General features: G+C 47.4%; 17 protein-coding genes. 13 read left to right on the top strand and 4 right to left on the bottom strand.

Translation table 11 applies throughout. The features are described from left to right. Positions 1-12: 12 nt before the first annotated feature. Together LZG72_RS19165 and LZG72_RS19160 are read right to left on the bottom strand one after the other, a co-directional pair. Entirely contained in the window at positions 13-1272 is a 1260-nt protein-coding gene (locus LZG72_RS19165) for an MFS transporter (RefSeq protein ID WP_233876098.1), read from the bottom strand. A gap of 57 nt (positions 1273-1329) precedes the next feature. Then, positions 1330-2226 carry an AraC family transcriptional regulator gene (locus LZG72_RS19160; RefSeq protein ID WP_233876096.1) on the bottom strand — a complete coding sequence of 299 codons (897 nt, stop codon included), beginning with the start codon at positions 2224-2226 and terminating at the stop codon, positions 1330-1332. 284 nt (positions 2227-2510) lie between these two features. On the opposite strand from LZG72_RS19160, the gene LZG72_RS19155 reads away from it, so the two are divergent. From LZG72_RS19155 to LZG72_RS19125, 7 genes are all read left to right on the top strand, one after another. After that, on the top strand, positions 2511-2921 hold the full coding sequence (locus tag LZG72_RS19155) for a cupin domain-containing protein (RefSeq protein WP_233876094.1): 411 nt from the start codon (positions 2511-2513) through the stop codon (positions 2919-2921). A gap of 10 nt (positions 2922-2931) precedes the next feature. Further along, entirely contained in the window at positions 2932-3996 is a 1065-nt protein-coding gene (locus LZG72_RS19150) for a carboxymuconolactone decarboxylase family protein (protein ID WP_233876093.1), read from the top strand. Further along, the gene (locus LZG72_RS19145; RefSeq protein WP_233876091.1) at positions 3996-4520 is read left to right on the top strand and encodes a cyclophilin-like fold protein; all 525 of its coding nucleotides are present in this window, start codon (positions 3996-3998) and stop codon (positions 4518-4520) included. The genes LZG72_RS19150 and LZG72_RS19145 overlap by 1 nt, the downstream gene beginning before the upstream one ends. Further along, on the top strand, positions 4517-5083 hold the full coding sequence (locus LZG72_RS19140) for a sugar O-acetyltransferase (RefSeq protein WP_233876089.1): 567 nt from the start codon (positions 4517-4519) through the stop codon (positions 5081-5083). The genes LZG72_RS19145 and LZG72_RS19140 overlap by 4 nt, the downstream gene beginning before the upstream one ends. A 95-nt stretch (positions 5084-5178) precedes the next feature. Further along, entirely contained in the window at positions 5179-5814 is a 636-nt protein-coding gene (locus tag LZG72_RS19135; protein WP_233876087.1) for a (2Fe-2S)-binding protein, read from the top strand. After that, complete coding sequence (locus LZG72_RS19130) at positions 5811-6794, top strand: xanthine dehydrogenase family protein subunit M (RefSeq protein ID WP_233876086.1); 984 nt, start codon at positions 5811-5813, stop codon at positions 6792-6794. Before LZG72_RS19135 ends, LZG72_RS19130 begins: the two co-directional genes overlap by 4 nt. A 26-nt stretch (positions 6795-6820) precedes the next feature. After that, entirely contained in the window at positions 6821-9067 is a 2247-nt protein-coding gene (locus tag LZG72_RS19125; protein WP_233876084.1) for a xanthine dehydrogenase family protein molybdopterin-binding subunit, read from the top strand. Positions 9068-9104: 37 nt separating this feature from the next. Here LZG72_RS19125 and LZG72_RS19120 read toward each other — a convergent pair whose 3' ends face one another. Then, a complete protein-coding gene (locus LZG72_RS19120; RefSeq protein ID WP_233876082.1) occupies positions 9105-9491 on the bottom strand; it encodes a hypothetical protein in 387 nt (128 codons plus the stop codon). Positions 9492-9877: 386 nt separating this feature from the next. Here LZG72_RS19120 and LZG72_RS19115 point away from each other — a divergent pair, with 386 nt between their 5' ends. The 3 genes from LZG72_RS19115 (at position 9878) to LZG72_RS19105 (ending at position 12771) form a co-directional block, all read left to right on the top strand. Next, complete coding sequence (locus LZG72_RS19115; protein WP_233876080.1) at positions 9878-11434, top strand: carbon-nitrogen hydrolase family protein; 1557 nt, start codon at positions 9878-9880, stop codon at positions 11432-11434. Positions 11435-11516: 82 nt separating this feature from the next. Then, complete coding sequence (locus LZG72_RS19110) at positions 11517-12416, top strand: SDR family oxidoreductase (RefSeq protein ID WP_233876078.1); 900 nt, start codon at positions 11517-11519, stop codon at positions 12414-12416. Between the two features lie 166 nt (positions 12417-12582). Then, entirely contained in the window at positions 12583-12771 is a 189-nt protein-coding gene (locus LZG72_RS19105) for a hypothetical protein (RefSeq protein ID WP_233876076.1), read from the top strand. Positions 12772-12781: 10 nt separating this feature from the next. Here LZG72_RS19105 and LZG72_RS19100 read toward each other — a convergent pair whose 3' ends face one another. Then, a complete protein-coding gene (locus tag LZG72_RS19100; RefSeq protein ID WP_233876074.1) occupies positions 12782-13339 on the bottom strand; it encodes a dihydrofolate reductase family protein in 558 nt (185 codons plus the stop codon). Positions 13340-13615: 276 nt separating this feature from the next. On the opposite strand from LZG72_RS19100, the gene LZG72_RS19095 reads away from it, so the two are divergent. The 3 genes from LZG72_RS19095 to LZG72_RS19085 all read left to right on the top strand — a co-directional run bounded on the left by LZG72_RS19095 (position 13616) and on the right by LZG72_RS19085 (position 19043). Beyond that, entirely contained in the window at positions 13616-14557 is a 942-nt protein-coding gene (locus LZG72_RS19095) for a DUF4886 domain-containing protein (protein ID WP_233876072.1), read from the top strand. A gap of 294 nt (positions 14558-14851) precedes the next feature. Further along, positions 14852-18028, top strand: coding sequence for a chemotaxis protein CheB (locus LZG72_RS19090; RefSeq protein ID WP_233876070.1), 3177 nt, complete (start codon positions 14852-14854; stop codon positions 18026-18028). 1 nt (position 18029) lies between these two features. Beyond that, positions 18030-19043 carry a chemotaxis protein CheB gene (locus tag LZG72_RS19085; RefSeq protein ID WP_233876068.1) on the top strand — a complete coding sequence of 338 codons (1014 nt, stop codon included), beginning with the start codon at positions 18030-18032 and terminating at the stop codon, positions 19041-19043. Positions 19044-19069: the final 26 nt, after the last annotated feature.

Here is a 19069-nt window from a genome sequence, read left to right as displayed (position 1 = left end):
GGTCCCGATTTGTCAAACCTGGGGAATTTCTTCGTTGAGCTTTCTGGAAAGGGCAACGGGCTGGCGGGCTTTTTTCTTTTTAAGATAACGGACGTGCATTATTCCGATAACCAATGCGAGAATTCCTTGCCCTAGCACGGTCGCTTGCACGCCGATATGCTGCGAAATGTAGCTCACAACCAGGCTGCCGATGGGCACTCCTCCGGAAAAGGCCATTACAAAAATACTGATCACACGTCCGCGCATTGCCGGAGTTACCGACGTCTGTATCAGCGTATTACTGATGGTAGTTTGCGACATCATACCAAATGCGCCGACCGCTATGAATACAAGTGCCAGCGGATACAGGCTGGTGTAAGAAAACAGGATCAAGCCTGCGCCGAAAACAAATGTGTTGATCGCCAAAATTCTGCTGAGGTTTGTGCCGGGTTTCAGCGTCGCAAGAAAAATGGCACCGGCTAGCGCGCCGAAACCAATGGCACTGTCGAGCAGCCCGAATGTGGAGGCTGTACCCTGGAAAATATCTTTGGCGTAAATGGGCATCAGGCTGTTGAATGGCAGCACCAACAGGCTCACGAGTGCTAGCATAATGATAATGTAGCGGATTTCGGGCGTCTGTCTGATGTAGACCAAGCCTTCGGCAAGTTCGCCCAGGATATTTTTGGTATGTTTGACCGGCTGGAATTTCGGCAGGCGGATCATAAGCAGTGAGCTGATAACGGCGATGAAACTGAGTGCATTTGCACCAAAGCAAACCACTTCGCCAAACCGCTCAATGGCCACCCCGGCAATCGCCGGTCCGATCAGTTTGGACAGGTTAACCATGGAAGAATTGAGCGCCAGTGCGTTGGGAAGATTCTTTTTATCATCCACCAGCTCATACACCAGCGACTGGCGGGCTGGCACATCAAATGCATTGATGAGCCCAAGCACCACACTCAGCGAAATAATTTCCCAAACTGCATAATTGTCGAAGTAAACAACCAGCGTCAGCGCCACCGCCTGCAGCATTGATAAGATCTGAGTGATTACCAACACGCGGTACCGGTTATAGCGGTCAGAAATGACGCCTCCGAAGGGAGTCAGCACGGCGGAGGGGAAAAGGGTGGCAAAAATACTGACGCCGAGCATGAATTTAGAGTGCGTCAGTGAGTAAATGACCCAGCTAACCGCCGTTTTTTGCATCCAGGTGCCGAGGAGTGAAATCGTTTGCCCGGCAAAAAACAGCCTGTAATTGCGGCTTTTGAATGCGGTCAATGCGGGAATATTCATGAAGTTAACTAATGGGTAAATGTGTTCCGCCACACAAAATGCGTACCCGCTTCAAGTTTAGTTCAAACTCCGGTATTCGTTCGGCGTCACGCCGGTCTTTTGTTTAAAGAGGCGGGTGAAATGCTGCTGGTATTTGAATCCGAGCTGGTAGGCGATTTCTCCGAACGACATATTGACCTCGAAGATCTTCACTTTTGCTTCTTCTATTAATCTTGATTGAATAAAATCCAGCGCGGTGTGGCCTGTCTCTTTTTTGATGAGGTCGCCGAAGTAGTTGGCGGACAGATGCAGCATATCGGCGCAGTAAGCAACACTTGGCAGGCCCAATGTCTGTGTTTTGCCTGACTTAAAATAATCTTGCAGCAAGGCTTCGAAACGCATTAGAATATCTTTGTTCACATTGCCGCGGGTAATAAACTGCCGGTCATAAAATCGCATGCAGTAGTTCAGGAACAATTCGATATTGGAAACAATGAGCGTTTTGCTATGCTTGTCAATGTTCTGATCAATCTCCGCAGCGATCTTCTCAAAGCAATCGGCAATGGTTTCTCTTTCTTTTTTGGATAAATGCAATGCTTCATTTACCTCATAAGAAAAAAACGAATAATCCTTGATCATTTTTCCCAAATGCGTTCCTGCGATCAGATCGGGATGGAAAACCAGTGCATATCCCGATGGTTTCGTGACCTTACCCTTGCTATCAATGCCGTAAACCTGCCCGGGCGATACAAAAACCAGTGTTCCATCTTCGTAATCGTACGGCTGGCAACCATACATGATATCGCCGCACTTGATGTTTTTCATAAACACCGCATAAATGCCCATGTAGCGCCGGAAATGCTGAACAGTAGGGATCTCGTTGAAATTGATCACACTTACCAGAGGATGCAGCGTGTCCACGCCAATCCAATCGTTGTACTGCTTTACCGTATCAATCCTTTCTACTTGCTCCATATCCTTGCTGATTATCATTCAAATATAGCGGTTCCCTTTCGCGGTCGGCCATGTTACATGCCGGATCAGTAAAAGTGGTAAACAAACCAGTAATGTATATAAAAACCGGCGGGCTGTATACCCGACCTTTGGCATTGAATTAGAGGGTATTAAACGGGTTGAAATTCAGCCCATTAATCTAAACTGCAACTATGAGGTATTTCATCAAATTAACAACAATCGTACTCATTATCGGGACATTGTTGCCAGGGTCAGCATGTAAGACAACTAAAAATTCAACGAAAATGACAGATCAAAACAGCGCTCTTTTTCCAAAGGGAGACAAATTGCCGGACAGCTATTTCACAGGGAACGCGTTCCTGACGCCGCTTATAGCAAAAGATAAAAACAATGACTTTTTGATGGGCAGCGTAACCTTCGAACCGGGTGCACGCACCATCTGGCACACGCATCCGCGGGGACAGGTTTTGATCGTTACCGAAGGAAATGGTTTTTATCAGGAAAAAGGTAAAACAGCGCGGCCCATTAAAAAAGGCGACGTCATCAACATTCCTGAAAACACAGAGCATTGGCACGGAGCTGCGGCAAATACCAAAATGGTGCATATCGCAATCACCAACTATGAAGGGGAGACCAATGTAGTTTGGTTAAAGCCGGTTTTGGAAGAAGATTACAATGCAGTTAACGAACAATAAAACGATCAACATGGGCCGAAATAAAATGCAGGTTTGGATATTGCTTCTGATGCTTATGTTGAAAATGAACGGTATGAATGCACAGCCTGATACAGACCATAAATGGACGTTAACTCCTCAGCAGCAAAGCATTGCGACCATTGCAGCACTAACAGCAACCGGCGATATGCAAAACTTGCCTTTGCAGCTTAATGCAGGTCTTGATGCCGGGTTAACCATTGAAGAGACCAAAGAAATACTAGTCCAGCTTTATGCTTATGCAGGTTTTCCCAGAAGTCTGAACGCAATCGGTACGCTGATGAATGTGGTTGAAAAGAGGAAGGCGAATGGCATCAAGGATAAGCAGCGGAAGCCAGCCATTGCCAATAAGAACGCAACGGACAAATACGAGCAGGGGCGAAAAGTTTTGGAACAACTCACCAAAACACCGCAGACTAAACCAGCACCAGGTTTCGGAGAATTTGCTCCAAGGATTGACGCATTTTTGAAGGAACACCTGTTCGCCGATATTTTTGAAAGCAACGTGCTGACCATGCAGCAACGGGAGCTGGTAACCATTTCTGCATTGGCATCTATGACAGGCGTTGAGTCACAATTGCAATCTCACGTGAAAATGGGGACCAACATTGGCATTACTGAAAATGAACTAGCTGATGTAGCGGAGCTGATTGAAAAGTTTATAAACAGAACCCAGGCAAATACATTAAGAAAAGCCATTTTAAAACCCGTTACTCCTGTCATTGAACAGGATATGATGGTGCGGATCTCTGAAATCGAAATCGTTCCGGAATTTCTGAATGAGTATAATGCTATCCTGAAAGAAGAGTCGTCCGCGTCTATCGAAAAGGAACCCGGCGTGATCGCGATTTTTCCGATGAATGCGAAGGACCAGCCGACGCAGATCCGGATTGTTGAGATATATGCCGATAGCGCTGCTTACCAATCCCATTTAAAAACCCAGCACTTCCAGCATTACAAAACGACTACGCTTAAAATGGTGAAATCCTTGAAGCTGGTAGATATGCATTCACTTGATCAGGAGACAATGCTGGAAATTTTTAAAAAACTGAAATGATGAAAAACGCATTCCAAAAAACATTCATAACAAAACAACAATGGCTGGCATGGGCGCTCAGCCTATTTTTACTCGGCATCATGGCTTGTAAAACAGACGACAACATTTCCGAGGCAAGTTCAGAAGAGGAACTGGAAGAAACCGGCACGCTTCCTGCTGACTCAACCAGCCGGTTAAGGATCACGATTGGTTCAAAAACCTTTACCGCGACCCTCCTGGATAGTCCGACCGCAACCGCATTCAAAGCAAAGCTCCCGCTGACAGTCAGTATGAGTGAACTGAACGGAAATGAGAAGCTTTATAACTTCCCGTCAAACCTTCCGGCAAACGCTTCAAACCCCGGAAACATCCGGAATGGCGACCTGATGCTTTACGGCTCCAACGTGCTGGTGCTTTTTTATAAAAGCTTCCCCACACAGTATTCATACACCAGACTTGGGCGCATTGATGACACGGCTGGACTTGATGCAGCGGTTGGCACGGGTAATGTGACGGTGACTTTTGAATTGGAATCAAAAAAATGAACACAGACAAAGATATCTTCGAAAGAATGCGGGCGGGTGAGCCGATCCGGAAAGAAGATGCCGAATATGGAAAGTTTGGAGAGGTGGTTTCCCGGACGATCCGGCTATGTGTGGAAATGAATGCGTCGGCATTGGATCTGGATCAGGTGAGGAAGAAGCTGAGCGAAATTATTGGAACTGAAATTGACGATTCGACAACCATATTCCCTCCGTTTTACACCAATTTCGGCCGGTTCATTAGTTTGGGCAAAGACGTTTTTATCAATCATGCTTGCTCATTTCTGGATATTGGCGGGATCACGATTGAAGACAACGTACAAATCGGGCCGCGGGTCAACATTACTTCCGAAAACCATCCGATAGACCCTGCCGACCGGACTACGCTTCTTCTGCAACCGGTCGTTATCAAGCGAAATGCCTGGATCGGGGCGGGAGCAACGATACTTCCGGGAGTGAGTGTTGGAGAAAATGCAATCGTCGCAGCCGGTGCGGTGGTCAGCCGCGATGTGCCGCCTAATACCGTCGTAGCAGGCGTTCCTGCAAAAGTTGTGAAGAACATATAAACTTCGGGACAATCGATGTCCATTTCAATCAAACGCTGATCGGTCAGGCCCTGGATTGATTTTTATAGAACAACCGCACAATTACACTTATCACCATGGACAAAAGCAAATCAAAATATGAACCTGAGCGGGAAGGCAGCGAATCGCGAAGAGATTTTCTCAAAAAGTCTTCTATTCTGACTGCAATAGCTGTCGCCCCTGTTGCCGTTGCCAAAGCTGCGGAGCATAATCTTGGAGAAAAAATCAGCGCGGCGTTTGAAACTACACCCGTCAATGTGACGGTCAATGGCGTCAAGAAGCAGCTTAATGTAGAGCCGCGTTCAACGCTTTTGGACACATTACGCGAGCAGCTGGATTTGACCGGAACCAAAAAAGGATGTGATTATGGTCAGTGCGGAGCCTGCACCGTGCATGTGAATGGTCAGCGCGTACTTTCGTGCCTCAGCCTGGCGGTTATGCATGAAGGACAGGAAGTTACGACCATTGAAGGTTTGGCAAAAGGAGAGGAGCTGCATCCGATGCAGCAGGCTTTTATCAAACACGACGGTTTCCAATGCGGTTACTGCACGCCCGGACAAATTATGTCAGCGGTGGCCTGCATTAATGAAGGTCATGCCAGCAATGAGGCGGATATCCGGGAGTTTATGAGCGGGAACATTTGCCGCTGCGGTGCATATCCCAACATTGTGAAGGCGATTCAAGAAGTTAAAAACGGGGGGCAGAAATCATGATACAATTTCAATACGAGCGTGTTACAACTGCGAAAGCGGCAATAAGCGGTTTGGCAAACAACAGCAATGCAAGATTCATCGCCGGGGGCACCAACCTCGTGGATTTGATGAAACGGAACGTTACCGCGCCAACCAAACTGGTGGACATTAATATGGTCCCGCTTAAAGACATTCAGCAGCAAAATGGCAAAACCAGCATCGGTGCACTGGCGCTAAACAGTGCAGTCGCCGATAATAAGCTGATCATTGAAAAACATCCGCTGCTTTCCCAGGCATTGAATGCAGGCGCGTCCGCGCAGATCAGGAATATGGCGACCGTGGGCGGGAACATGATGCAGCGGACGCGTTGTCCTTATTTTTACGATACTGCATTGCCTTGCAACAAACGCGAACCGGGCTCAGGCTGCGGCGCATTGCAAGGGTTGAACAGAATGCACGCCATTTTTGGCACGAGCGACAAGTGTATCGCCGTGCACCCGAGCGATATGTGCATTGCATTGGTCGCATTGGATGCGAGTGTAGTGGTAGCCGGGCCAAAAGGCGAGAGACGGATTCCTTTCGAAGAATTTCACCGGCTTCCCGGCAATCAGCCAGAAAAAGATAACACACTTCAAAACAATGAAATGATCATTTCGGTGGAAATCCCGGACAATGCATTTAACAAAAATGCACATTATATGAAAGTGCGCGACCGTGCTTCCTATGCATTCGCACTGGTGTCGGTGGCGGCGGCTTTGCATATGGATGGGAAGGTGATCAAGGAGGCGAGGCTGGCAATGGGCGGCGTGGCACACAAGCCGTGGCGATTAAAAGAAGCGGAACAAGCATTGGCGGGAAAACCGGCTACGGAGGAGACTTTCAGGCAGGCGGCGAAAATTGCAATGCAAGGTGCGAAGGCATTTAAATACAATGCATTCAAACTGAAACTTGGCCCGAATGTGATTGTGGAAGCATTGAAAAACGCAGCTGGCCTGGTGTAACTCCTTAACCCTGAATTGAAAAGATTATGAACGAAGCATTTTTTGATAAAAAAGATTACAAACCGCTCGATAGGGTGGACGGTCGCTTGAAAGTGACGGGCGCAGCCAAATACTCCGCGGAATATGCATTGCCTAATATGGCTTATGCCGTGCTGATTGGCAGCAGGATTGCAAAAGGAACGATTAAAAGCATTGATTCCAAAGCTGCTGAGCGTGCGCCCGATGTGCTGGCGGTGATATCATATGTAAATGCAATCAAAGTGCCGGGTTACCAGCCCAAGGGCAAGCACCCATCTGAGCCATCAACGCAAGGCCAGCCGCTCCGTGTTTTTTTTGATAATAAAATTGTATCCAACGATCAGCCTATTGTGGCGGTGGTGGCGACCAGTTTTGAAAAGGCGCGTCACGCTGCAACATTGGTGAAAATCCAATATAATAAAGAACAGCACATGACCGATCTGGAAGCAAATGCAGCAAAAGCGGTGCTGCCAGCTTCGGGCAAAAAGAACCCAAAATCGCCCACCGCAGATTACGACCGCGGCGAGAAGAATGCCTTTGAAAGTGCGCCTGTCAAGTTTGAAGCCGAATATGTGCTGCCAACCGAAGTGCATAACCCCATGGAATTGCAGTCGATCACCGCGCATTGGGAAGCCGACGATAAGTTGACTGTTTACGACAAAGTCCAGGGTACGAAAATGACCCAGAAGAACTTTGCCAAAGAATGGAATTTGCCCGAAGAAAATGTAAAATGCATTGCCACTTTCGTAGGAGGTGCATTTGGTAACGGACTGCACAACTGGCCGCACGAAACCGCAGCGATCATTGCCGCCAAGCAGGTCAAACGACCAGTAAAGTTGGTTTTGACCCGCGAGCAAATGTTTACCATGGTCGGTTACCGGCCAAGAACGTGGCAAAAAATTCAGGTTGGCGCGACAAAAGATGGAAAGCTGGTGGCGATTAATCATCATTCTGTTGGACAGACTTCCAGCTACGAAGAATTCACCGAATCCACATTGCAGCAAACGCGGATGATGTACGCATCGCCTAATGTGAGTACGCGTTACAGGATTCTCCCGCTTAATCTGGCCACCCCGATCTGGATGCGCGGGCCGGGCGAGGCGACGGGCGCTTTTGCATTGGAATCCGCCATGGACGAAGTAGCGCATGAGATCGGCATGGACCCGATTGATTTCAGGCTGGCAAACTATACCGAATCGGACCCGGATAAAAATATGCCATGGTCGACCAAATACATGCGGGAATGTTACGAGGAAGGCAAAAAGCGGATAGGCTGGGAAAACAGAAAATTGAAGCCCGGTTCCCTGCGTGATGGAGAATGGCTGGTGGGGTATGGAATGGGAACCGGGACTTTTGGCGCTAACAGAAATGCGGCGACCGTGCACGCGGAGCTGGACAGCGATGGTAACCTGGTAATGCATTGCGCCATCACGGACATTGGTCCGGGAACAGGAACAGCGATGGTGCAGATCGCCTCGAACACGACCGGACTTCCTACTGAGAAAATAACTTTTCATCTCGGAAATTCAACGTTTCCAAATGCGGGATTACAGGGCGGATCGTCGACGGTGAACAGCGTGGGGCCTGCGGTGCTGGCTGCGTGCAATGCCTTAAAAGAACAGCTCATTACCATGGCTGCGGGCAAAGGCAATGCTGCTTTTACTTCTGCGAAGCCGGATGATCTTATGTTTGATAAAACCGAAATCCAGCTCGGCGGAAAGTCGGCAAAACTGACGCTTGGTGATTTATTAAAACAAAATAACATTGATAAAATAGAAACCACGAACGAGTCCAAGCCCGACGAGAACCGCAATAAATACTCGATGAATGCATTCTCTATGCATTTTGCGATGGTTCATGTACATCCGTTTACGGGTCAGGTGCGGGTGAAAAAAATCGTTTGCTGCGCGGATGCGGGTACGATCGTAAGTCCAAAAACTGCCGCAAGCCAGATGATCGGCGGCGCGACCGGTGGCATCGGAATGGCACTAACAGAAGATGCGATGATGGATCACCGGTTTGGCCGCTACATTACAAAAGATTTGGCCGACTACCACGTCCCTGTCCATGCAGATGTGCCAGAAATCGATGTCTATTTTGTAAATAAACCTGATCTGCTGGCTGATCCGGTGGGTAGTAAGGGTTTGGGAGAGATCGCGATCATTGGCGTCGCGCCCGCGATCGCGAATGCAGTTTTCAATGCGACAGGCAAGAGAATTCGCGAGCTGCCGATCACGCCGGATAAGCTGATTTAAAAGAAGGGTTGCTTGCCGGCAACCCTTCTTTTATAAATTAAGGTTGCGCACTTTGCGGCTTCGCTTGCTGGCCGGAACGTCCACTTGTCGAACCTGGCAGAGCATCACTCTTTTTAGAGCTTCGCGGGCTTTTTTGGCTGGCTTTTCTTTGACTCGCATTCACACCGTCGTTTTGCGGGTTACTCTTTAAAGGGACGGAATTCTTGGGATCAAGGTGCGTAGGCGGAATGCCGGCAGTGGCCTGAGAGCTCGCTTCTTTTGAACTACTTCTTTTGGATTTTTGAGTAGTGTTTTTGCCTCCTTCACCGCTTTGTTCCTGGGGAGTTTTAGTTTTAGCTGTTGCCTGGCTATTAGCTGACTGTGCATAAAGTGCTCCTTGTCCAAGCAGGAACAGGGCAACTACACTGGTGATTACCTTTTTCATGTTTTTTAATTTGATTGATGAAACATTGGCTTATAACGTTGTTTTGAGCCGCGGTACGCCGCTATAAATTTCGTACCATGGCTTTCCAAAATCCTTAATCGTGAAACTCATGCGCTTTGACAAAGTGATCAAATTAATGAGCTTAATATGCGCCTGACGATCCGATTCCGGCGTGAATTACGAAATCTTCCGGCCGGTTTCTTTGTTACCTTACTTGTAGTGCGCAATTTTGGTCGCACGTATCATTTTGAGGATGCCAAAAAGTTGGCGTTCCATGTTTGTTCCTTCAATGCAATCACAAGTAAAACAGTTTAAATCAACCGACTACAATTAAAATAATGACCGGCATTACCCTGGTGAAGGTGGGTAAGACGGAGTAAAATACTATGGAAACAAACAAAGACAGTAAATCAATTGAGAATATTGAGCTGGTTTTTCTAAAACCGGGAGATTACCAGGAGATCAAGGAAATGATGATTGAGACTTATTCCAGTATGCCGAATGCCTATTGGAAGGAGCATCACATCAAGACCCTGATCAATATTTTCCACGAGGGGCAGGTGGGGATCCGAGTAGATGGTGAGCTGGCAGGCTGCGCATTATCGATTATTGTTGACTATGATAAAGTTGATTCTAAGCACACCTACAGAGAAATAACGGGAAATTATACTTTCAAGACCCACACAAACGAAGGAGATATTTTGTACGGTATCGACGTATTTATTCGTCCCAAGTTCCGCGGCCTGCGACTGGGAAGGCGTTTGTACGATTACCGGAAAGAGCTTTGTGAGAAATTGAATCTGAAAGGAATTGTATTTGGTGGCCGGATCCCTAATTTCCATCAATATTCCGATTCGATGTCTCCAAAAGAGTACATTGAAAAGGTGCGGAACAAGGATATTCACGACCCGGTTTTGAACTTTCAATTGTCAAACGACTTTCACCCAGCCCGAATTCTGCAAGGCTATCTGGAAGGGGATAAAGACTCGAACGAATATGCCGTGCTATTGGAATGGGATAACGTTTACTATGAGAAAATTTCAGATCAGGCTGCCTTTAAAAAGTCGATTATCAGATTAGGTTTGATACAATGGCAAATGCGGTTGTATAATGACTTTGATGAACTGATGCAGCAGGTTGAATATTTTGTGGATGCGGTATCGGGTTACAGGTGTGATTTTGCCTTGTTTCCCGAGTTCTTCAATGCACCGTTAATGTCGGATTATAACCATCTCGCAGAACCGGACGCAATCAGGAAGCTGGCCGAATATACAGATAAAATTGTCAGCCGTTTTTCTGAGCTTGCCATTTCCTACAACATCAACATCATTACCGGAAGTATGCCCGAAGTCGTTGATAACAGTCTCTATAATGTAGGTTATTTATGCAAAAGGGACGGCGGGATCGAACGTTTCGAAAAGCTGCATGTAACGCCGGATGAAGCAAAGGTTTGGGGTATGCAGGGTGGCGACACCCTAAAAACATTTAATACCGACTGCGGAAAAATAGGCATCCTGATTTGCTATGATGTCGAATTCCCTGAGTTGAGCCGGATTCTGGCCGATGAAGGAATGAATATTCTGTTTGTACCTTTTTTGACCGACACTCAAAATGGCTATTCACGGGTAAGAAACTGTGCGCAGGCGAGAGCGATTGAAAATGAATGTTATGTTGCAATCGCTGGCAGTGTCGGCAACTTGCCGAAGGTCCACAATATGGACATTCAATATGCCCAGTCCATGGTTTTTACGCCCTGCGATTTTTCTTTTCCTACGAATGGGATAAAAGCGGAAGCAACCCCGAATACAGAAATGATTTTGATTGCCGACGTGGATATTGATATGTTAAGGGAATTGAACCAATTTGGAAGTGTCCGGAATCTGAAAGACAGAAGAACTGATATTTATTCGATAATCCGTAAAATCGAGAATAAGGACCAATGATTGGCAGAGTTTTATTAAGGTATGGGTCTGGAACCAAATTTTGAAAACAGGGTTCGCCATTCATCATTAAAACTTCATCGACATGTCTGAAACAAATAACACGACGCTTCAAAATCCGATCGACAAATATCCCAAACCGCCATTTAACAAACAGCCGCAGCAAGTGCCGGGACTAGCCTCAAAAATGGAGCCGCAGCCTGATCACGGCGAGAAATCCTACAAAGGATCGGGGCGGTTGAGCGGAAGAAAAGCCTTAATAACCGGAGGTGATTCGGGGATCGGACGCGCGGCCGCCATTGCCTATGCCCGCGAGGGGGCCGATGTTGTGATCAATTATTTGCCTGATGAACAATCAGATGCGGACGAGGTAATCGCATTGATTGAAGCCGAAGGCAGGAAGGGATTTGGAATTCCAGGTGACATAAGGCAGGAAACCTTTTGCCGGGAGCTGGTCGACCAGGCTGTGCAAAAACTAGGCGGTCTGGATATTTTGGTCAACAACGCCGGGCACCAGCAGGCGGTGGAATCGCTGCTCGAACTTACCTCGGAAGGGTTTGACACTACCATCAAAACCAATATTTACGCGCCATTCTGGATTACGAAGGCTGCATTGCCGCACCTTCCCGCAGGGTCAGTGATTATCGCCACTTCTTCGGTTCAGGCTTATGATCCGTCGGAAAATTTGTTTGATTATGCACAGACCAAGGCTGCGAATGTTGCTTTTGTAAAGTCGCTGGCCAAGCAACTGGGGCCGAAAGGCATCCGTGTAAATGGTGTAGCGCCCGGTCCGGTATGGACGCCATTGCAGGTTAGCGGGGGGCAGCCACAGGATAAGATCGTGAAATTTGGGGAAGCCACACCCCTGGGAAGGCCCGGGCAGCCGGCCGAGCTGGCATCGATCTACGTGCAACTCGCCGACGACAGCGCCAGCTTTTCAACCGGACAGATCTACGGCGCCGCAGGTGGCAGCGGGCATCCTTAATGTATGCAGTTGTTCATCTTTCTCGTATCTCAACAAAAATGCCGTTTCCTGATAAGGAGCGGCATTTTTGTTGCCACCTGTCCCTTTACTGACGTGAAGTAGGATTTTTAAACTTCTCTCTTATATAGACTTTTCTTGCGGTGTTCATAAAAATTACCCCAAAAATATGAAGAATGAACAAAAAGGTTTGCCGGTAGTCTTTACCATGCTGGCGGTTGTTGTAGGCGTTGCGCTCTATAAGGAGTTTGATTTTGAAACCTTTAGATTCAAAAAGGTAGGTTTGGGGATTGTTTATTTGGTCACTTTCGTGGGGATGGTCATAGCAATCGTGAGAAGTATGAGAAGCAAAGTGTGAGCAAAAGGTATCAGGCGTTATTTTCTTTAAGCTCATAATACAGCGTTATCGCGCCGGAACCAAAGGTTTTCGTATTAACGAGCTTCAAAAAAACTTTATCGCTTATCATTTCGAACAATGACAGGCCGCTTCCTGCAATGACAGGGTGGACCATGATCTGGAGTTCGTCAATGAGGCCTAGATTGATTAATTCGATGATTATACTCCGGCTGCAAACTAGAATGTCTTTTCCGGGTAATTGCCTGAGCGCCTGAACTTCTTCCCCGAGGCTTCGATCCGCCAGCCTGGCACTTTCCCAGTCCATATTTTCCAGCGTGTGGGAAAATACAACTTTTGGAATGCGGTCAATCGCTACTGCAAAGTCATCGGACGACTCGTCGCCGCTCGGGCTGGTCACCAGGGGTTTCCAATACTCCATGAGCTGATAGGTAATCCTTCCATACAAGGCAACGCCTGCGTTTTTGAGCATTTCACTGTAATGTTCGTGAACCTCACCATCCGGGCTGATTGCGGTGTGGTCGCAAAACCCGTCAAGTGTCATATTGATTCCTGCGATTATCTTTCTCATATCGTTTTTGTATATATAAACACACGTTGAACTATTGCAAAAATAGGTCAACGTGACACCAATCTGTGAAGCCATTTCGAACAAATGAAGGGGGGATTTGGGACAATCATGCACTTGGGCTTTAAACTGGTCGGCCGTTCGCGGGTCGATTCCAGGGGCATACATACAATCCACTTCGCAAGGCCGGTATCAAAAAATGCCTGCGCGAAAAGGCAGAAAATAGGGTAAGTAGGAGAGGTCACGCTCTTTTATCGATCTAAATCAACCTTTACCCTCGTGAAATTCCTTAACAAACAAGCCGGTTCAATTGTCCTGATAGTACTTTTTACGGTGTTCATTACGGACGCAGCGTCGGCTGGCCGAAATCAGGCTGATACGCTCCGGCTTTTTCTGATTGGTAACAGCTTTTCGCAAAACGCGACCAGGTATCTCCCTCAGCTTGCTGCGGAAGGTGGTCATCCGTTAAAAATTGGCCGCGCTGAACTCGGCGGATGCTCTTTGCAGCGGCATTGGGAAATAGCCGAAGCAGCAGAAAAGAACCCGGAGGATCCGAAAGGAAAAGCCTATAATGGGAAATCATTGCGGCAGCTTTTGTCTGCCGGGAACTGGGAGGTGGTGACGATCCAGCAAAATTCGATGAATTCGGGAGATGTAACCACCTATTCGCCTTATGCAAAAAAGCTTTTCGATCTCATTAAGTCCATCCTTCCCGAGGCCCGCATTGTCATACATCAAACCTGGGCATATCGCACCGATTCCAAAAAGTTTACCCAGATTGCAGATAATCAATTTGCTGCAAGTGCCAAAGAAATGTGGGAGAAATCCAGGGCTGCCTATCATACCATTGCCAAACAACTGGGCATTGACATCCTGCCGGTTGGTGACGCCTTCTGGCGTATAAATCAGTACCCCAAAACAGCTTACAAGCCGGACACAAATTTTAATTTTGAAAATGCGGAATACCCTGCATTACCGGATCAAACCTACTCTCTTCACGCCGGATACAGGTGGGACAATAACAAGAAGCTTGCATTTGATTCCAACCACGCCAATGAAGCAGGTTGTTTTCTGGGTGGGCTTGTATGGTATTCCGTATTGTTTAAGGAATCACCCGTCAGTCTCAAATTCCGCCCCGAGACGGTGGACAAATCGTTTGACATGATTTTGAAAAAAGCAGCTTTTGACGTGGTCAAATTGGCAGGCTATAAGATCAGGTAGTAATATTTGCGACTTATTTCTGAAAAATCCTGGATCTCTTTCCTTGCGGTAAAGCAATGGGGATCCAGGAAATCTCCTTTGTTACCATGAAATTTCTTCAGAAAATTTCATGAGTATACGGTGACCGTTATCATTTGACGGTGTCTTGGCATACTTTTAATCTAAAAAAGCAGCACTTCACCAGATTGCCGGGCAAATTCGGGATCTACGCATTAAACTCTCTCTTTCTCAGTTCAATTAAGCAGGTAGCAATAAATGCCAACCTGCCGACTATTCACCTATTGATGAAATATTATGTTTACAGCGGAACCGCACCATATCATAGCAATAGGCGCCTCGGCCGGCGGGCTGGACGACCTCAATACTTTCTTTGATCACACCCCATGTGACGGCGTTTCTTATGTGATCGTCCAGCATTTATCTGCAGAATTCCAAAGCCATATGGTAGCGCTGCTTTCCAGGCACAGCAAGCTTATTGTGCAGCAGGCGGAGGATGGAATGTCCATTAAGGGTAACCAGGTTTATACCATCCCCAATGATAAAGTGATGACCGTCCGCGGGCATAGTTTGTATTTGACTGATAAAAAGGATGATCACAGTCCCCGCATTACAATCAATACTTTTTTCAAGTCGCTGGCCGCAGACTACGGTTCAAAGGCAATCGGGGTGGTGCTTTCAGGGTTAGGATCAGACGGTACTGATGGGATCAAAGCGATAAAAAAGGCGGGCGGTCTGGTGATTGCGAGGGAGCCGGACGGTACCGAATTCCACAGCATGCCCTCCAATGCAATTGCAACCGGAATGGTGGATTATATCCTGGAACCGGAAGCGATGCCTGCTGCGATCGAGGAATATGTGAAACGGGAGCTCGATTTCCTCGCCTCAGGCATACACGACGAACAGCATGTACGTGAAATCGTTGAGCTGATCGACGTAGAATTGCCCCTTGATTTTTCTGATTACAAACATTCCACCATTCTAAGAAGGATAAAAAGAAGGGCAGCGTCCAATAATTTTGGTGAACTGAGCAGCTACATCGAATTTTTAAAAGCTAATCCAGCAGAGCTGGAAATGTTAGCGAAGGATTTTCTGATCAGTGTAACGGGATTTTTCCGCGATACGGAATCTTTTAATTTCATAGAAAGCCAGGTAATACCTGCCATCGTTGCTGAACTGGCTCCCCAGCAGGAAGTAAGAATGTGGGTGACCGGTTGCGCCACGGGCGAGGAAGCATATTCCATGGCGATGCTTGTTAATGAACAGCTGGGGGACAGGATCAACGAGCATGTGGTGAAGATATTTGCAACGGATATCGACAGTGCTGCATTGCTGCAAGCTGGTAAGGGGTTGTATAGGTCCAATATCGTTGCTAATGTGTCCCAGCAGCGCCTTGATAGGTTTTTTCAAGCCGAAGGCGATAATTACAGGGTCAGGCCGGAACTTCGCAAAATGGTTATTTTCGCCCAGCACGACCTGGTCAAAAACCCGCCTTATTGCAACATGCATTTTATAAGTTGCCGGAATGTGTTGATTTACATGACGCCGGCGCTTCAAAAGAAAATCTACCTGATGCTGCTTTTCGGGCTCCGGGCCCAGGGTTATCTTTTCCTGGGTTCGAGTGAAAACCCGATGCCGATCATGCAAAGCCTGAAAGTGATCAGTAAAAAATATAAAGTGTATAAAAACCAGGGAACCCACCACGCGGTTAGGTTTGAATCATTTTCTCTTCCCGACGTCTATCATAAAAAGCAAACGGATACAGCGTATGCAAAAGACCAGGCATACAAAGTCTCGGACCGGACGGTTGGCGATGCTGTCAATGAGACGGTGATGAAAGACCTTGGCCAGCTGGTGATCTGCATTGATCAAAATGAAAGGATACTGAAACTCTATGGAGATACGTCCCGGTTCCTGCTTCAGAAAATCATGCCCGCCGATTTTACCGAGCTGCTTCCGGGCCCGCTGGCAATCGCTTACAATGCAATCATCAACAACGTGGTGCAGAACGATAAAGGAGCTTCCGTGTCAGGGATCAATATCAAACAAGGTCAGGAAATCGTCCGTGTAACATTGTCCGTTAGCCCAATGATCTACAAAGGTCGCAGCAATGGATTTTTGGTCGTGCGCATCTACGAGGAAACTGACGGCGAAACGGCAGCGAATGGCAAACAGGTATTTAATGAAGAAATCTATTTCAATCAGTATACACAAAGCCTGGAACAGGAAGTAAAGGACCTGAAAGAAGAGCGTATGGCTTCCAATGAGAAATTGTATTCCCAGGAAGAAAATATGCAGTCCTTTAACGAAGAGCTGCTTTCTGCCAATGAGGAAATGCAAAGTACCAGTGAAGAAATGCAGTCGATCAATGAAGAGCTGCATACCATCAACTCCGACTATCAGCTCAAAAACAAGGAACTTGCCGAGCTAAACGACGATCTTAATAATTATTTCCGGAGTAATATCAACGGGCAACTGTTTTTGGATGACCAGCTGCGTCTGATCAAGTTCTCGCCTGGTGCGGCTAAGCTGATTAATCTGCTCGAAACGGATGTCGGCAGGCCTTTGGGGAATATTTCTACCAATTTCAAGGTCGAAACGATTATTGAAGACATCAGCGCGGTACTGTCCGGCGATGCGGTGGTCACCAAAGAAATCGAGACGAAGGATGGCAGATGGTTCCAGGTTATGACGATGCCTTATATCAGGCAAGTCAACAAAAAAATATCAGGGGCCATCATTACATTTAACGACATTACCGAGCTTAAAACGATCCAGCAGCAACTTGATAAAAAAAATGAAGCCCTGATGCGCATCAATGCAGACCTGGATAATTTCGTTCATACCGCATCCCACGATTTGCTGGATCCGTTAACTAACATTGAAGGTAGTATTTCCCTCATTAGTTCCATAGATACCAATGACCCGGAGATTAATGCGGTTTTACCTATAATAAACAGCTCGGTCCAAAAATTCCGCTCCCTGATCGGCGAGATTGCCGTAGTTGCCAGAATTGAAAACAATGCCCTGGAAACAGAGCCGGTCGACATCGACGAGCTTCTCGATAACATTGACTGGAGCCTGACCGAGCGGATCAAATCCAGCGGAGCTGTGATTAAAAGGGATATACAGGTAAAACAAGTCATTTTTTCAAAAAAAAACCTGCGAAGCATTCTATATAACCTCATTGCAAACGGTATCAAGTACCGGTCTGAGAGGCCGCCCGTCATTGTTGTCCGGATTACGGCAGAAAGTAATCAGACCGTACTGTCTGTGGAAGACAATGGAATGGGCATGGATAAACGGCATCTCAATACCATTTTTGATAAATACACAAGGCTGAAAACCGATGGGGACGGCTATGGCATCGGGCTGTATCTGGCCAGTAAAATAGTCCATGCAGCCGGTGGCAGGATCGCAGTGGAAAGTGAGCCGGGTGTTGGCAGCAAGTTCACGATATACCTAAATAACTAAAATGGCGAATCAACCCAGGTTTATTGTCGTAATCGGTGCGTCCGCTGGCGGGCTGAATGCCCTCGCGGAGTTGGTCGGGACGTTGCCGGTCGGACTCGATGCTGCTTACTGTATCGTGCTGCATTTATCGCGTAAAGGGATTGGTGATTTTGTGGTACACCGGTTGAGCAAGGTCACTTCCATGCAATGCAGTATGGCCACAAACGGCGCCGCAATAGAGGCGGGACATATCTATGTAGCTCCTCCCAACCAGCACCTGCTGGTGAAGGACGGTAACATTTTGCTCGGGTCAGGCCCGCATGAGAACCGGTTCAGGCCTTCTATCGACGTACTTTTTCGTTCGGCGGCGGTAGCCTATACTTCGCGCGCAATCGGGGTTATATTGAGTGGGATGCTGGATGATGGGACTTCGGGTATGTGGGCCATCAAAAGAAGCGGCGGCACTTCCATCGTGCAGGACCCCAACCAGGCTGAATACCCGGACATGCCTCTTTCGGTAATCAATAACATGGATGTGGACTATGTCAGTGAGCTTGGCGCGATAGGCGGGCTTTTAACCGAGCTCACCGGTACTGGCGGGAAGTTAGAGATGTCGGCGCCGGAGGATGTGGTACTTGAATCTCAGATAGCTGAAAAAACGGCGGTAGGCATAGATGCCGTCGAGCAGCTTGCGGAAAAGAGTGTTTTTGCCTGTCCTGATTGTGGTGGGAACCTGTGGGAAATAAAAGGGGATATCATCAGCCGTTACCGGTGCCACATCGGGCATGCTTACACTGAACGCGATCTGGTCGTAAAGCAGGCTGAAACAGCAAGCTCCACACTTTGGGTGGCTCTCAGGATGATGGAAGAACGCAAACACCTTCTCCGCAAACTTGAAGTCGACTATGCTCAGAAAGGGTATACATCGCTATCGGTGGATCATCTCGAGCGCAAGGATGAAATGCAGCGGCACATCGATACGCTGAAAATTATTCTTTCCGATTTACAAAACCACGACACAGCCCTGCCGTATTGAGGCGCAATGCGTCGCGTCAGTCATTG

Source organism: Dyadobacter sp. CY323 (assembly GCF_021390245.1).
GTDB lineage: Bacteria > Bacteroidota > Bacteroidia > Cytophagales > Spirosomataceae > Dyadobacter.
Note: the sequence above shows the minus strand (reverse complement) of the source record. Positions and strands in the feature narration are given on the sequence as shown.

Excerpts from the sequence above, each read along its gene's own strand:
- LZG72_RS19150 (WP_233876093.1), top strand. The coding sequence starts at position 2,932 with ATGGGCCGAAATAAAATGCAGGTTTGGATATTGCTTCTGATGCTTATG.
- LZG72_RS19115 (WP_233876080.1), top strand. The coding sequence starts at position 9,878 with ATGGAAACAAACAAAGACAGTAAATCAATTGAGAATATTGAGCTGGTT.
- LZG72_RS19105 (WP_233876076.1), top strand. The coding sequence starts at position 12,583 with ATGAAGAATGAACAAAAAGGTTTGCCGGTAGTCTTTACCATGCTGGCG.
- LZG72_RS19085 (WP_233876068.1), top strand. The coding sequence starts at position 18,030 with ATGGCGAATCAACCCAGGTTTATTGTCGTAATCGGTGCGTCCGCTGGC.
- LZG72_RS19120 (WP_233876082.1), bottom strand. The coding sequence starts at position 9,491 with ATGAAAAAGGTAATCACCAGTGTAGTTGCCCTGTTCCTGCTTGGACAA.
- LZG72_RS19145 (WP_233876091.1), top strand. The coding sequence starts at position 3,996 with ATGAAAAACGCATTCCAAAAAACATTCATAACAAAACAACAATGGCTG.
- LZG72_RS19130 (WP_233876086.1), top strand. The coding sequence starts at position 5,811 with ATGATACAATTTCAATACGAGCGTGTTACAACTGCGAAAGCGGCAATA.
- LZG72_RS19140 (WP_233876089.1), top strand. The coding sequence starts at position 4,517 with ATGAACACAGACAAAGATATCTTCGAAAGAATGCGGGCGGGTGAGCCG.
- LZG72_RS19090 (WP_233876070.1), top strand. The coding sequence starts at position 14,852 with ATGTTTACAGCGGAACCGCACCATATCATAGCAATAGGCGCCTCGGCC.
- LZG72_RS19100 (WP_233876074.1), bottom strand. The coding sequence starts at position 13,339 with ATGAGAAAGATAATCGCAGGAATCAATATGACACTTGACGGGTTTTGC.
- LZG72_RS19135 (WP_233876087.1), top strand. The coding sequence starts at position 5,179 with ATGGACAAAAGCAAATCAAAATATGAACCTGAGCGGGAAGGCAGCGAA.
- LZG72_RS19160 (WP_233876096.1), bottom strand. The coding sequence starts at position 2,226 with ATGGAGCAAGTAGAAAGGATTGATACGGTAAAGCAGTACAACGATTGG.
- LZG72_RS19155 (WP_233876094.1), top strand. The coding sequence starts at position 2,511 with ATGACAGATCAAAACAGCGCTCTTTTTCCAAAGGGAGACAAATTGCCG.
- LZG72_RS19110 (WP_233876078.1), top strand. The coding sequence starts at position 11,517 with ATGTCTGAAACAAATAACACGACGCTTCAAAATCCGATCGACAAATAT.
- LZG72_RS19165 (WP_233876098.1), bottom strand. The coding sequence starts at position 1,272 with ATGAATATTCCCGCATTGACCGCATTCAAAAGCCGCAATTACAGGCTG.
- LZG72_RS19125 (WP_233876084.1), top strand. The coding sequence starts at position 6,821 with ATGAACGAAGCATTTTTTGATAAAAAAGATTACAAACCGCTCGATAGG.